This is a genomic window from Chitinophaga silvatica, assembly GCF_003419895.1.
Taxonomy (GTDB): Bacteria; Bacteroidota; Bacteroidia; order Chitinophagales; family Chitinophagaceae; genus Chitinophaga; species Chitinophaga silvatica.
The window spans coordinates 247682-261398 of record NZ_QPMM01000002.1 but is presented as its reverse complement, the minus strand read 5'-3'; the positions used below and the strand labels follow the sequence as shown (position 1 = coordinate 261398).

At 41.5% G+C, this 13717-nt stretch carries 14 protein-coding genes; 9 read left to right on the top strand and 5 right to left on the bottom strand.

From position 1 onward, the window contains the following. Window positions 1–40: 40 nt before the first annotated feature. The gene (locus tag DVR12_RS05390) at window positions 41–721 is read left to right on the top strand and encodes a hypothetical protein (protein WP_116974447.1); all 681 of its coding nucleotides are present in this window, start codon (window positions 41–43) and stop codon (window positions 719–721) included. A gap of 64 nt (window positions 722–785) precedes the next feature. Further along, window positions 786–1430: a hypothetical protein gene (locus DVR12_RS05385; RefSeq protein WP_158563206.1), complete on the top strand. Its 645-nt coding sequence runs from the start codon at window positions 786–788 to the stop codon at window positions 1428–1430. An 8-nt stretch (window positions 1431–1438) separates the two neighbouring features. On the opposite strand, the gene DVR12_RS05380 is transcribed toward DVR12_RS05385, so the two are convergent. Further along, window positions 1439–2026: a hypothetical protein gene (locus DVR12_RS05380; RefSeq protein ID WP_116974445.1), complete on the bottom strand. Its 588-nt coding sequence runs from the start codon at window positions 2024–2026 to the stop codon at window positions 1439–1441. Between the two features lie 60 nt (window positions 2027–2086). Between DVR12_RS05380 and DVR12_RS05375 the strand changes: the two genes are divergently transcribed. The 3 genes from DVR12_RS05375 to DVR12_RS05365 all read left to right on the top strand — a co-directional run bounded on the left by DVR12_RS05375 (window position 2087) and on the right by DVR12_RS05365 (window position 4445). Continuing rightward, window positions 2087–2932 carry a helix-turn-helix domain-containing protein gene (locus DVR12_RS05375; protein ID WP_116974444.1) on the top strand — a complete coding sequence of 282 codons (846 nt, stop codon included), beginning with the start codon at window positions 2087–2089 and terminating at the stop codon, window positions 2930–2932. Between the two features lie 71 nt (window positions 2933–3003). Beyond that, window positions 3004–3390, top strand: coding sequence for an ester cyclase (locus DVR12_RS05370; RefSeq protein WP_116974443.1), 387 nt, complete (start codon window positions 3004–3006; stop codon window positions 3388–3390). Window positions 3391–3413: 23 nt separating this feature from the next. After that, window positions 3414–4445 carry a S66 peptidase family protein gene (locus DVR12_RS05365; protein WP_116974442.1) on the top strand — a complete coding sequence of 344 codons (1032 nt, stop codon included), beginning with the start codon at window positions 3414–3416 and terminating at the stop codon, window positions 4443–4445. On the opposite strand, the gene DVR12_RS05360 is transcribed toward DVR12_RS05365, so the two are convergent. Continuing rightward, entirely contained in the window at window positions 4446–5789 is a 1344-nt protein-coding gene (locus tag DVR12_RS05360) for an NCS2 family permease (protein ID WP_199417046.1), read from the bottom strand. A 29-nt stretch (window positions 5790–5818) separates the two neighbouring features. Between DVR12_RS05360 and DVR12_RS05355 the strand changes: the two genes are divergently transcribed. Genes DVR12_RS05355 through DVR12_RS05345 form a run of 3 tightly spaced genes read left to right on the top strand, consistent with a single transcriptional unit; the run spans window position 5819 to window position 9872 of the window. After that, window positions 5819–8272 carry a ligase-associated DNA damage response DEXH box helicase gene (locus tag DVR12_RS05355; RefSeq protein WP_116974440.1) on the top strand — a complete coding sequence of 818 codons (2454 nt, stop codon included), beginning with the start codon at window positions 5819–5821 and terminating at the stop codon, window positions 8270–8272. Between the two features lie 38 nt (window positions 8273–8310). Beyond that, on the top strand, window positions 8311–8958 hold the full coding sequence (pdeM, locus tag DVR12_RS05350; protein WP_116974439.1) for a ligase-associated DNA damage response endonuclease PdeM: 648 nt from the start codon (window positions 8311–8313) through the stop codon (window positions 8956–8958). A gap of 11 nt (window positions 8959–8969) precedes the next feature. After that, the gene (locus DVR12_RS05345) at window positions 8970–9872 is read left to right on the top strand and encodes a histone deacetylase family protein (RefSeq protein ID WP_116974438.1); all 903 of its coding nucleotides are present in this window, start codon (window positions 8970–8972) and stop codon (window positions 9870–9872) included. On the opposite strand, the gene DVR12_RS05340 is transcribed toward DVR12_RS05345, so the two are convergent. Further along, window positions 9869–10519 carry an ABC transporter ATP-binding protein gene (locus DVR12_RS05340; protein WP_116974437.1) on the bottom strand — a complete coding sequence of 217 codons (651 nt, stop codon included), beginning with the start codon at window positions 10517–10519 and terminating at the stop codon, window positions 9869–9871. The genes DVR12_RS05345 and DVR12_RS05340 overlap by 4 nt on opposite strands. A 100-nt stretch (window positions 10520–10619) precedes the next feature. Here DVR12_RS05340 and DVR12_RS05335 point away from each other — a divergent pair, with 100 nt between their 5' ends. Continuing rightward, window positions 10620–10841 (top strand): DUF2795 domain-containing protein, encoded by a 222-nt coding sequence (locus DVR12_RS05335; RefSeq protein WP_012794455.1) that lies wholly within the window; start codon window positions 10620–10622, stop codon window positions 10839–10841. A 120-nt stretch (window positions 10842–10961) separates the two neighbouring features. Here the strand turns inward: DVR12_RS05335 and DVR12_RS05330 are convergent, their stop codons facing one another. Together DVR12_RS05330 and recN are read right to left on the bottom strand one after the other, a co-directional pair. Then, window positions 10962–11774: an enoyl-ACP reductase FabI gene (locus DVR12_RS05330; RefSeq protein WP_116974436.1), complete on the bottom strand. Its 813-nt coding sequence runs from the start codon at window positions 11772–11774 to the stop codon at window positions 10962–10964. Window positions 11775–11986: 212 nt separating this feature from the next. Beyond that, window positions 11987–13642 carry a DNA repair protein RecN gene (recN, locus tag DVR12_RS05325; protein WP_116974435.1) on the bottom strand — a complete coding sequence of 552 codons (1656 nt, stop codon included), beginning with the start codon at window positions 13640–13642 and terminating at the stop codon, window positions 11987–11989. Between the last annotated feature and the right edge of the window lie 75 nt (window positions 13643–13717).

Below are 13717 nucleotides of genomic sequence, written 5' to 3'. Positions count from 1 at the left end.
TCGGTTAGCCGACAAATAGAGCATTTACCTACAACAATTTATGAACTTCCGTCACTTCTGTACTCGGTTATTAATAGCCTCATTAGCGGTTATTCCACTTGCAACCAGGGCTCAAAGAAAAGTAAATCTCGTGCAAGCTGGCGGACTGGGTGGATTTTTTTCACATCAGTTTACAGGCTTTAATTTCTTCAATTACGAAGCACGACTTAACTATGCGCTTACTCCGGCTTCTTCAATATCATTAAGTGGCAGATTAATTTCAGGAGTGGGAGAAAATGATTACAGACAGGATAAACGACCTATAGATTCCATCCTTCATCGTGGTAAACCTTTGGGTAATCTGTCTTTTGGCTTCAGCGGCCTGGTAAGCTATAATTTTGGGAATGCTGCAAATAGCTACTCATATAAAAAATTTGGCGGAGCTCTTGGTGTTGGTTACAACTACAAAAATGGATGGAGGTTTGTTGATTCTACAACTTACTGGAAAGGCTCGGAAATCATCGTTTCCGGAATTTGCGTGGATGCCAAATTTAACTTCCCTGTATTCAATACTTCATGGACTTTAGATGCCAATTACACTTACAATTTATTCAACAAAAATCCCGACATCAAAGGAATGTTTTCCTTTGCGCTGCTTTATAATATTCATGTTCCAATTCATGAACCCAAAAGAAAAAGCAGGCATCAGCTCAAAAAAGAGAAGTACAATAAATTTATATGATAAGCTTCGATAAATGAAAAAGTCGACATCCAAAAAATTAAACGAAACAAATACAACAACCTTTATGAATATACGTAAATATTACTATGGCCTGGTACTCATTTTAGCACTTATTTCAACCACTGTAAACGCCCAGAACAAAGTATCTTTTCAGCAGGCGGTTGGGATAGGTTACTTTACCGCCCACCAATACAATGGCTTTAACTTTGGAGAATATGAAGCCAGGCTGAACTATGCATTCTCTTCCACCTCTTCCATTTCACTAAATTGCAGACTAGGTATTGGATATGGCCGTAATGAATACAATTCCAATGCAAAAGACTCATTTGATATATATGAAATTCGATTTCTGCCAGTAGGTTTATCGGCCAGTTTTAAAGGATTATTTTCCTATAATTTCGGCAATGCAGCCACCAGGCGGGCATATAAAAAATTGGGAGGTGCAATTGGCTTTGGATATAGTGCCTACGGAGGTTCCCGTTCTATTGATGATTGGAGCCAGGAGGTAGACCCCGAAGGGATTTGCATAGATGGCAAATTCAACTTTCCAATCGGAAATACTTCATGGACTTTTAATGCCAATTATACCTTTAAAACTTATAGTTATAGCGAAAAATCTTCAGATATCAATGGTATTTTCTCCTGTTCAATATTGTATAATATCAATACTCCTATACATCCGAAAATGAAAAAGCGGCATAGGCTATAAACCTCATTTTATAGCTTTGCCGGCACCATTTCATCGAAGCCGACATGATAATCCAAATAGCCTTCAGCTGAATCTCCCGGATCAAATACCACAACCATGGAACAAAGTGGTATTTTATTTTTCGGGTTGGCAGTTTCAAAGGCTATTCCCATTTTTTTATCTTCATATACATCAATTCGTTTCTTATGATCGGCAGATTCATAAGCCTTCGTCAGCTTTAATCCGGGATATGCCTTGCGTATAGCCCTTATCGTACTTCCTGCACCTAATCCCTGTGGAGTTCTGAACTGAGGAGAAGTAACCCTGATTTGCTTAACAAATTGCGTATCCTGATCCCTCATGGCAGTAAATACTGCCAAAATATGTGAGGAATCCCTTTCACCATCAGCCCTGCGACCATACCATAAATTCCATGCTTTCATCATAGCAGCATCTCCTGCATCCGATGCTCCTAAAACAACAGATAAACTATCCGATGGCCATCCGATTTTTACCTGACCTATCGACTTGCCCGGTACTATAAGCCAGGCCTGCTGTTGCGCCTGAGAAAACAAGATACATATACACAAACTCAAGGTTAACATTATCTGTTTCATGCAAGTATTTTTTGAGGTTAAAGGTCAAAAATATTGCCATCAATATCCTAACTTTATAGGATGCTTCTAAGATTCCCAAACGAGGCTGATGGACAACAAATATTGAAAGTCGATAATCACCATTATGCCCTTCTAAAACAGCGAACCCGAGCAAGTAAGCGAACTATTTTCCTGCAGGAGAATACACTTGTATTCGTCATTGAAGGTCATAAAATGCTCCATTTCGAAAATCATAATATTAAAGTTAATTCAGGCTCTTTATTATTCCTGAAAAGAGGCTTTTATGTCATGTCTGATTTTGTGGATGATGGACTTGTCTTTCAAAGTTTGTTGATTTATTTTACTGATGAGCAAATCAGGAAATTCCTCATAAAATTTAATTATACTGAAGCAGTTTCTCAATCTACAGATTCTTATTTATCAATACCCATAAGTAATGGGCTGGAAGATTTCAGGTTGCATTATATCAAATACTTCAACCAAAACATAAATACCCTTTCTTCTATCCTTCAATTAAAGCTCAATGAGCTTTTTCTGCTTTTAATGGCTACTCCGCAACAGCAACAAATACTGGCTTACCTGCAACAGATAGCCTTTCAGCAACCTGCCGATATTAGCTACCTGGTAAAACAATACCTTTTCCAACCACTTTCACTACCCGAATTAGCCAAACTGTCTGGCAGAAGCCTGGCCTCTTTCAAAAGAGATTTTGTTCACCAGTTTAATAAAGCCCCCGGGAAATGGATTAATGAACAAAGACTCATGCATGCCCGAATGCTTTTGAGACAAACAAACAAGCAAGTTGCTGAAATAGCTTACGAATGCGGATACAACAATATCCCTCATTTTATCAAGTCCTATAAGCAAAACTTCGGCATTACGCCAAACCAGGATAGAGCTAATTAAATAACTATCTGAGCTAATACCATAATCGGATCTAAAATATCCACAATACTTTTGTTTCAAATATTTGAAACATGACTACACAGGAAAAAAACAAAATAATCGTCAGAAAATTTAATGAAGAATTTCTGATGAATGGAGATCTGGAAGTATTTGAAACAGTGGTAGATAAAGATTTTATCAACTATAATTTTCCTGCCAGCGAAGACACCAGAACTATTACCCGCGATTTTATTTACACCCTGCATAAAGCTATTACCAACAGGAAACTTACCATCATCGACATGCTAACGGAAGGAGACAAAGTGGTTACCTTCAAAACTATTGAAGGAACTCTCTCAGCCCCCTTTATGAATGCAACCGTCATAGGTAGTAAAATCACCCTTAAAATCATTGATATCGTGCAGTTAAGAGATGAAAAATACATAGGACATTGGTCGGTCCGTGAAGTAATTATCTAAAGAATATTGCTTACTTTAAGCAAATGAATCGCAAACATTTTTTGTCGACACTTCTTACGACCAGTGTTGGTGTCACAACCCTTTCTTCATTTGCCAGTTCCGGTTTTTCGGAGTTGCCCGATAAGCCGGAACATCGTCTTCCCCCTTATCTGCAACCTGGAGACACAATTGGTATTACCTGCCCTGCAGGTTATATCAAGCGTGAAGATATAATGCCTGCCATACGTCTTTTAGAGAGTTGGGGATTTAGTGTAAGAATAGGCAAAACAGTAGGAGCCCGTGATTATACATTTGGAGGTACCGATGCCGAAAGGGCCGCCGACCTTCAAAGCATGTTAAACGACGACAGAATCAAAGCCATATTATGTGCCCGGGGAGGATATGGATCTGCCAGAATTATTGATCAGATAAGCTTTTCTCATTTTCAGCACCACCCAAAATGGGTGATAGGATTCAGTGATATAACAGTCTTGCATTGCCATATCAACAGGCATTTCGGAATAGGCACCCTGCATTCGAAAATGTGTAATAGTTTTCCTGATGATTTTTCAAAAGCAGAACCGATAGTTCAGGATACAATTATGTCTATTTACCAGGCGCTGACCGGTAAAAAAATGAAATATACAGCCCCTGCAGATATCCACAATCGTCGTGGCGAAGCCAAAGGCGTACTTATCGGTGGCAACCTGTCTATTATTCAGGGAATGTGCGGCACAAATTCAGAAATTGTAACTACCGGTAAATTACTCTTCCTGGAAGAAACAGGAGAATATCTTTATAACCTCGACCGACTAATGGGCACCCTGCACAGGGCGCACAAATTAGATAACCTGGCAGGCCTCATCATTGGTGGATTTACCAAGATTAAAGCTGATGACCCCGGTGAAGAATTTGGAAGAAGTGTTTATGATATTGTAATGGAAAAAGTAAAAGACTTCAAATATCCTGTATGTTTCAACTTCCCGGTTGGGCATCAAAAAAATAATTACGCATTAAAATGCGGAGCTATGCACACATTAAACGTGACAACCAGTGGCACTACTCTAAAAGAATAATTATTTCACCAGGAATGTAATGATGAAAAGGATCGACAAAACGTACATTACAGGACTGATACTTTTGTATTGTCCGGTTAATACCTTCAACAATACATAAGACAACATTCCAAATACAATCCCTTCAGCAATGCTATAGCTATAAGGCATCATAACAATTGCCAGAAATGCCGGAATAGCTTCTGTAACATCATGGAAGTCGATTTTCGTAACCGCCCCCATCATCAACATACCAACAATAATCAATGCAGGAGCAGTTGCAGCTGCAGGAATCATTGCAAAAACAGGAGCAAAAAACAGGGAAAGTAAAAACATTACGGCCACTGTTAAAGCTGTTAGCCCAGTTTTACCTCCGGCAGCAATACCACTGGCACTTTCTACATAAGCAGTAACCACACTGGTACCCAGCAATCCGGCTGCTGTAGTGCCCACAGCATCTGCCATTAATGCCTGCTTAGCTCTGGGAAAGCGGCCATTGGCATCCAACAAACCAGCTTTATTACATAGCCCTATAAGGGTTCCTACTGTGTCGAAAAGATTTACCATTAACAGCGTAAATAAAATCAACAGCATATCTAACGAAAAGATCTCATCAAATTCCAGCTTAAAAGCAATGGGAGCAATAGAAGGAGGCAGGCTCACAAAATGTCCGTTTGCTGGTAAATGTGTTAACCCGATCGGGATACCAACCACGGTTGCGGCAAGTATTCCTATCAGCAATGCAGCATTTACCTTTTTATACATCAGTACGCCACTCACTACCAGACCTGTTAGTGCAATAAGCGGACCCGCGCTTGTTATATCTCCAATCTTCAGGATTACCCCATCCAACTTGCCCTCACCAACATGATGCATACCTGTTTCTATAATCCCTGCATTTGCCATCCCAATCAATGCAATCAGCAATCCTATACCCACAGATATGGCATGCTTCAGATTATGCGGAATACTGATGATTATAGCTTCCCGAATCCGAAACATCGACAAAAAGATAAAAATCACTCCCTCCAGAAATACAGCTGTCAACGCAAACTGCCAGCTATATCCCATGGATGAAACAATAGTATAGGCGAAGAAAGCATTTAAGCCCATGCCGGGTGCAACCCCAATAGGTAGATTGGCATAAAATGCCATTACCAGCGTACCGATGGCTGCGGCCAGCGCTGTGGCAGTAATCAGTGCAGAGAAATCCATTCCGGTGGTAGATAAAATCCCCGGATTCACTGCCAGAATGTATGCCATTGTGGAAAATGTTGTAAGTCCGGCAAGAATCTCCTTCTTCGCTGTAGTATTATTTTCAGATAGTTTGAAATAAGAAAGCATATGCAAAAATAAGCGATTCAATATTTATCATTTTGTCCTAATTTCATACCATGCAACAACGTTCGGGTGGCTGGAAAGTGATTAATAAATGGCTGGAAGATAAGGAACTCAAACCCTTTAAATTCCAGGAAGATGCATGGAAAGCCTATTTGCAGGGCAAATCAGGTATTGTGAATGCTCCCACAGGATTCGGAAAAACATTCTCTCTCTTTTTAGGAGCCGTGATCTCCTGGATTGATAATCATCCAAAAGATTATAAGAGTAAAACAAAAAATGGCCTGCAACTTTTGTGGGTAACTCCTTTGCGTGCCCTGGCCAAAGACCTTGGCAGAGCAATGGAAGCCGCATTACAGGAACTGGATATTCCATGGCAGGTAGGTATTCGAAGCGGAGATACAGCTGTAGCTACCCGTGCTGCCCAAAAACGACAAATGCCGGAAGTCTTGATCATCACCCCCGAAAGTCTGCATTTGTTATTAGCTCAGAAAGAATACCCGGCTGTATTTAAAAAGCTGCATACAGTGGTAGTGGATGAGTGGCACGAACTGATAGGCAGTAAAAGAGGCGTATTGGTAGAACTGGCACTTAGCAGACTTAAAGGACTCAAAGCCGGTGAACTTAAAGTGTGGGGTATTTCAGCCACCATTGGCAACCTGGATGAAGCACTCGAAGTATTATTGGGGCCTTATCACGGAAATGGAATAATCATCAGATCTAATCTTAAAAAGAATATTGCACTCAAAAGTGTTATTCCCGAAGAAATTGAAAACTACCCCTGGGCCGGACATTTAGGAATACGAATGTTGCCTCAGGCATTGCCAGTTATTGAAGAAAGCCAAACTACCCTGATCTTTACCAATACCCGTTCTCAATCAGAAATCTGGTATCAGGCATTACTGAAGTATGATCCAATGCTGGCAGGAGCCCTGGCATTGCATCATGGATCTATTGATCAGGAATTGAGAATTTGGGTGGAAGAAGCCTTACACAATGGTATACTAAAGGCAGTGGTTTGTACTGCCAGTCTGGATTTGGGAGTAGATTTCCGGCCGGTCGACAGTGTTATTCAGGTAGGTAGCCCTAAAGGAGTAGCCCGGTTTCTGCAAAGAGCCGGACGTAGCGGCCATCAACCTGGAGCTGTGAGTAAAATATTCTTTTTACCTACCCATGCATTGGAATTAGTGGAAGCGGCTGCATTAAAAGCTGCTATGGAAGAAGATCTTATCGAAAGCCGAATGCCGGTGATGTTGGCTTTCGATGTATTACTTCAGTACCTGATGACCCTTGCTGTATCGGAAGGCTTTAATTCTGATGAAATCTTTGAAGAAGTAAAGAAAACCTTTTGCTACCAGGATCTTACAGAAGAGGAATGGATATGGTTACTGGCTTTTCTCACAACCGGAGGAGATGCACTTGGCGGGTATGATGAATTTAAAAAAGTAGAAAGAACAGGCGATTTCTATATCTGCAGGAATCGAACTATGGCAATGCGGCACCGGCTGCATATTGGTACCATCGTGAGCGATGCTATGCTTAAAGTGAAATTTCTCAGTGGAGGCTACGTAGGCGTAATAGAAGAAGGATTTATATCCAGATTGCAGGCTGGTGATACCTTTACACTGGCCGGACGAAACCTGGAATTTGTGATGATCAAAGACATGACAGTACTGGTGCGTAAATCCAATGCTAAAAAAACAATAGTGCCAAGTTACCAGGGAGGCCGAATTCCGCTGTCTTCGAACCTGGGCAGGATGCTCAGGCAGAAATTCAATGAGGCACTTTCCGGGCGCACCAAAGACCCTGAATTAATCGCATTGCAGCCGCTTTTCAATTTACAGGAAACATTATCACATATACCTAAGGATAATGAATTGCTGGTTGAAAAAATAACTACAAAAGATGGTTACCATCTTTTTGTTTATCCTTTCGAAGGAAGGTTGGTACACGAAGTAATGGCTGCATTATTAGCATACCGAATCAGCCAGATACAACCGATCACTTTTTCCATAGCGATGAATGACTATGGGTTTGAGCTTTTATCTGACCAGCCAATCCCATTAACTATAGAGAATGCCAAAGCATTATTTACTACAGATAATCTGCTGACAGAACTTCAGACCAGTGTTAACGCTACAGAAATGGCCAGAAGGAAATTCAGAGACATAGCAGTGATAGCCGGACTGATATTTCAGGGCTATCCGGGTAAACATAAAGCCAACAGGCACTTACAATCTTCGGCCTCCTTGTTGTTTAATGTTTTTAAGGATTATGATCCCGATAATCTTTTGCTTCGCCAAGCCTTTAACGAGGCATTCTTCTACCAGATGGAAGAGGCCAGGTTAAGAGAAACCCTTGAGCGTATTGCAGTTAGCCATATTGTAATCACCACCCCTGAGAAGCTTACACCATTCTGCTTCCCGATTAAGGTAGATAGTTTAAGAGATACTATGACCAGTGAAAAGCTGGAAGACCGTATCAAAAAATTGATAGCGGTGAACGGTTAAGAAATTAATAATTTGCACCCCATTAAATACAAGGTTCAGTGGTAGGGGAAATATTTAACTTTCAGGATCAGCATTGGCATTTGTTGGCCGAGCGGGCTATTTTTTGGGAAGAAGAAAAAGCATTGATTGTATCAGATCTTCATCTGGGTAAGGCAACGCATTTCCGTAAGTCGGGGATTGCCGTACCATCGGGTATTGGCGAGGAAGACTTATTTAGGTTACAGCAGCTGATCATCAAATTTCTGCCCCGGAGGATCATCATTGTAGGCGATATGTTTCATAGTGCAGAGAATAATGAAGTGCAGTATTTTAAGATCTGGCGCCAGCAATTTGCAAATATTGATTTTGATTTAGTTGAAGGAAATCATGATATCATGGCAGAATCCGTATACGAACAATTAGCAATAAATGTGCATGATACGCTGACAATAAGGGATATTCACTTCATCCATGAACCTTGTGAAGAGGCTAATGGGTATAAATATACTTTTTCGGGGCATTTACATCCGGCGTTTGTAATGCAGGGGGCCGGCAAGCAGCGACTGAGAGTACCCTGCTTCTATTTTGGTGAACATTGCGGCATTTTACCCGCTTTCGGACACTTTACTGGCCATGCGAACATTAACCCCTCAGAAGATGACATCGTGTTTGTAATAGCCGGAAAATCCATAATTCGGGCGCAGTGAACCATACATTCATGAAAATAGCATATCATCCGATTTATACACATCCGTTACCGGCCGATCATCGCTTTCCGATGGTTAAGTATGAATTAATACCAGAGCAGTTGCTGAGAGAAGGTGTTATTCAGGCTGAACACCTCTTTGAACCTGCACCTGCTGCGGAAGAGGTTATTTGTTTAACCCATAGCAAATCCTATTGGCAGCAACTAAGAGACCAGACCTTACCGGCCAGGGAGCAGAGAAAAATAGGTTTTCCGCAATCTCCTGCATTAACATTAAGAGAAATTGTAATTACTCAAGGTACGATTGATATTGCGTTGCATGCGCTTGAGCATGGTATAGGTTTAAATATCGCCGGAGGTACCCATCATGCATTTGCAGACAGAGGAGAAGGATTTTGTTTGTTGAATGATTTTGCCGTAGCGGCCAATTATCTGCTGGAACAGAAAAAAATTAAGCAGGCGCTGATCATTGATTTGGATGTGCATCAGGGGAATGGCAGTGCGGCTATCTTTGCCAATAACCCCAATGTATATACGTTTAGTATGCATGGTGCACATAACTATCCATTCCACAAAGAGGTGTCGGATTGGGATATTCCATTGCAGGACGGAATGGATACATCTGCCTATCTGGGTTTATTGGCCGGAGCCCTGCCTAAGTTGATAAACCAGGTGAAGCCTGATCTCGTATTTTATCTTTCAGGGGTAGATATCCTGGAAACAGATAAATTCGGAAAATTGAAAGTAACTCCAGATGGCTGCCGGCAGCGTGACGAGCTGGTTTTTGAATGCCTATATAAACATCAGATTCCCTGTGCCGTAGCAATGGGAGGAGGATACTCCCCGCAGGTAAGGGATGTGGTGAATGCCCACTGTCAGACTTTTAAGGCAGCCGCAGATATCTTTGGTCATTAAATAATTCTTCCATCTTTCATCACCAGCTGCCTGTCGCTCATTGGCGCCAGTTCTTCGTTGTGCGTTACTATGATGAAAGTTTGCTTCAGTTTATCCCTTAACTCCAAAAAGAGGTGGTGCAGTTCATAAGCATTCTTAGAGTCTAAATTGCCTGTCGGTTCATCGGCCATCACCACATCCGGATTGTTGATCAGGGCACGGGCAACGGCAACGCGTTGTTGTTCACCGCCCGACAACTGATTGGGCTTATTATCTAACCGGTGTTGGAGGCCAAGCGTTTCGAGGAGGAAAAGTGCTTTTTCTTTGACCTCACTCTTTTTGGTACCAGCAATATAGCCTGGAATGCAAACATTCTCGAGTGCTGAAAATTCTGGTAAAAGGTGATGGAACTGAAAGATAAAGCCTATATGCCGGTTCCTGAAATCGGCCAATGAGTCGCCTTTCAGATCGGCCAGATTGACATCATTCAGAAAAATTTCTCCTGAAGAGGGAGTATCCAGTGTGCCAAGAATATGCAGCAAAGTGCTTTTCCCAGCGCCTGAAGAGCCTACGATGGTTACGATTTCTCCTTTGCCAACAGTAATATCTACCCCTTTCAGAATGGGTAAATTGGAATAATTTTTGGTAAGATTGCGAGCGGTTAGCATAACCCAAAGAAACGTAATTAACCAATAAAATAGTAAAAGTTGTTTATTTCAAATTAAATAATACTTTTGCGGAAAATTAAAAAGTAAAAATTTTAATACGATGTACTGGACATTAGAATTAGCTTCATACCTGGAGGACGCTCCATGGCCAGCTACAAAAGACGAACTTATCGACTACGCCATTCGTTCCGGTGCACCGATCGAAGTAATCGAGAACCTTCAGGAGCTGGAGGATGAGGGAGAAATTTACGAGGGGATTGAAGATATTTGGTCTGATTATCCGTCCCAAGACGACTTCTTCTTTAATGAAGATGAGTATTAGACAAGTGTTTGTTTATTGTTCTCCCACACTATGACAAATAATATTTAAGCCGTTCCCGGAAGGAAACGGCTTTTTATTTTTTAAACAAAAAAGGTATGGCCAGGCCATACCCATTTGTAATTATTTCTCCATCTGATTAATAACTCCCTGAGAAACTCCGGTAAAGGAGAAACCTCCATCATGGAACAAATTCTGCATAGTAACCATTTTGGTAAGGTCTGAGAACAATGCCACTGCATAATTAGCGCATTCGTCTGCAGTTGCATTACCAAGAGGGCTCATATTCTCTGCATAAGCCATAAAGCCATCAAAACCTTTTACCCCACCACCTGCAGTTGTTTTAACAGGAGATTGAGAGATGGTATTGATACGTACTTTCTTATGAGTACCGTAGTGATAACCAAAACTGCGGGCAATAGACTCGAGTAATGCTTTAGCATCGGCCATTTCGCCGTAGTCAGGGAATACGCGTTGAGCAGCTATATAAGATAATGCAATTACAGAAGCCCATTCGTTTAATGCATCGAGCTTGTAAGCTGTTTGCAGAACGCGGTGTAATGAAATTGCAGAAATATCGAAGGTTTTGTGATTGAAATCGTAATCCAGATCCATATAACTTCTGCCTTTACGGATATTCATACCCATTGCTACTGAGTGGAGCACGAAATCGATCTTGCCACCAAAATGCTCCATAGATTTGTTGAACAGGTTGGTCAGATCATCCATATTGGTAACATCCGCAGGAATTACAGGTGCTTTACAAGTTTCCGCAAGTTTGTTGATCTCACCCATACGGAGGGCAATAGGGGCATTGGTAAGCACAATTTCAGCGCCTTCTTCTACACAACGAAGTGCAGTTCTCCATGCAATAGACTTTTCATCTAATGCACCGAAAATGATACCTTTCTTCCCTTTTAATAAGTTATGAGCCATTTGGTCAAAAATTAATTTCGGCAAAAATAGTAGTTTCTCGCAAAGAAGCAAAGAAGCAAAGAGGCATAAGGATCAAAGCGGATGTTTTTAAGGACTTCCGATTCGCTCCAATTATAAAAGAAATCGGTCAATAGCTCTTGAAAACATCCGCTTTGATCCTTATGCCTCTTTGCTTCTTTGCTTCTTTGCGAGAAAAACGCGAGCATCGCGAGCTAGAAACTCGTCAGCATTTCACGTGCATTCTCAAGCGCTGCAGCAGTTGGTTTTTCACCGCTAAGCATCTGAGCAATTTTATTTACACGTTCCTCCACCGACAATAAACGTACGCTGGTAGTCACTTTATCTGCCTTTGCATCTTTAAAGACAAAATAATGAGCATCTGCCTTACCGGCAATCTGCGGCTGATGTGTAATACAGATGATTTGATGAGATTTAGCCAAATCTTTCAGAATAATACCTACCTGACGGGCGGCTTCTCCGGAAATACCAGTATCAATTTCATCAAAAATGAGGGTTGGTAAAGCCACTGATTTAGCAACCAGAGACTTAATACACAGCATAATCCGGCTTAACTCACCGCCGGAAGCCACCTTACCCACTGGCGCAAATTGATTGCTTTTATTGGCATCGAACAGGAAATCGATAGTATCCTGACCATGCGGATTCAGTTCACCAACAAGAATATCGACCTTCAATCTGGCATTTGGCATGCCTACCTGGGCCAGCAATTCATTGACACGTTGAGCAAATGGCATTGCCTGTTCCTGCCGATGTGCAGTAATAATGGCTGCCGTTTGCAGCAAATGTTCCTGTAATCTTGTCTGCTCCTGTTCCAGCGCCAGTAACTGATCGTCGAGGTTTAAAACATCGGCAACCTTTGTTGACAGTGCCTCTTTTATTTCCAGTAATTCATTGGTTGTTTGAACGCTATGCTTTTTGAACAGGCGATACCCCATAGTAAGTCTTTCATTTACGACTTCTATTCTGGCAGCATCATAAAATACCTGGTCGTTGATCCCTTCTATTTCCCCGGAAATATCCTGCAGTTCAACATAAGTCGATAATAATCGCTCTGCTAAACCGGGAATTTCCTTATGGAAGTTCGCCAAGCCATTCAGGGAGGCCTGTAGTTGTTTTATTTGCTGAAGAATTGGTTGTTCATCTTCTTTAAGCTGAAAGTAAATACGATTCAGGGTATTCTTAATTTCTTCGGCATGGCTGAGGGTTTGCAGCTCAGCATCCAGGTCCTCAACTTCATTCTGATAGAAATTAGCTTCTGTCAGCTCATCCAGCAGAAAACGATTATAATCAAGTTCCTTGTTAGCGCTATCTCTGCTTTCAACCAGGTGTTTATATCGCTTTTGCACCTGTGCATATTGTGAATAAACTTGTTGATATTCTTGTAAGACAACGGGTTTATTTACCAGGGCATCAATTACTTCCCGTTGAAAATCGGCATTTGCCAGTGCGAGGGTATCGAACTGCTGATGCAGATCTACCAGGTAAGTACTTAGTTCACCGAGTTGTGATATATTAACGGGAGTATCGTTAACGAATGCACGGGATTTGCCGGATGCACTTATTTCACGCCGGATAATGAGGAGTTCTTCCAGGTCGAGTTCATGTTTTTCAAAGAAAGAAAGCACCTGCGCTTTTTTCACTTTGAAGAACCCTTCGATAATACATTTCCCAGTTTTATCGAATAAAACGCCAGGATCGGCTCTGTCGCCCAGGATTAGGGAAAGAGCACCCAGGAGAATAGATTTACCCGCACCGGTTTCACCGGTGATCACGTTGAGATTTTGGGAAAAATCGACTTCCAGATAATCGATAATAGCGTAATTCCTGATAGTTAATCGCTGTAACATAAGTAATGTAAAATGCCCGGCTGCCCGGATTGACTTACCAACCAAAGGAAGGAACAGTCGTTAATTTTAAACTTC

Coding starts and splice junctions, on each gene's coding strand:
- DVR12_RS05390 (WP_116974447.1), top strand. CDS start 41: ATGAACTTCCGTCACTTCTGTACTCGGTTATTAATAGCCTCATTAGCG.
- DVR12_RS05385 (WP_158563206.1), top strand. CDS start 786: ATGAATATACGTAAATATTACTATGGCCTGGTACTCATTTTAGCACTT.
- DVR12_RS05380 (WP_116974445.1), bottom strand. CDS start 2,026: ATGAAACAGATAATGTTAACCTTGAGTTTGTGTATATGTATCTTGTTT.
- DVR12_RS05375 (WP_116974444.1), top strand. CDS start 2,087: ATGCTTCTAAGATTCCCAAACGAGGCTGATGGACAACAAATATTGAAA.
- DVR12_RS05370 (WP_116974443.1), top strand. CDS start 3,004: ATGACTACACAGGAAAAAAACAAAATAATCGTCAGAAAATTTAATGAA.
- DVR12_RS05365 (WP_116974442.1), top strand. CDS start 3,414: ATGAATCGCAAACATTTTTTGTCGACACTTCTTACGACCAGTGTTGGT.
- DVR12_RS05355 (WP_116974440.1), top strand. CDS start 5,819: ATGCAACAACGTTCGGGTGGCTGGAAAGTGATTAATAAATGGCTGGAA.
- DVR12_RS05345 (WP_116974438.1), top strand. CDS start 8,970: ATGAAAATAGCATATCATCCGATTTATACACATCCGTTACCGGCCGAT.
- DVR12_RS05340 (WP_116974437.1), bottom strand. CDS start 10,519: ATGCTAACCGCTCGCAATCTTACCAAAAATTATTCCAATTTACCCATT.
- DVR12_RS05335 (WP_012794455.1), top strand. CDS start 10,620: ATGTACTGGACATTAGAATTAGCTTCATACCTGGAGGACGCTCCATGG.
- DVR12_RS05330 (WP_116974436.1), bottom strand. CDS start 11,774: ATGGCTCATAACTTATTAAAAGGGAAGAAAGGTATCATTTTCGGTGCA.
- recN (WP_116974435.1), bottom strand. CDS start 13,642: ATGTTACAGCGATTAACTATCAGGAATTACGCTATTATCGATTATCTG.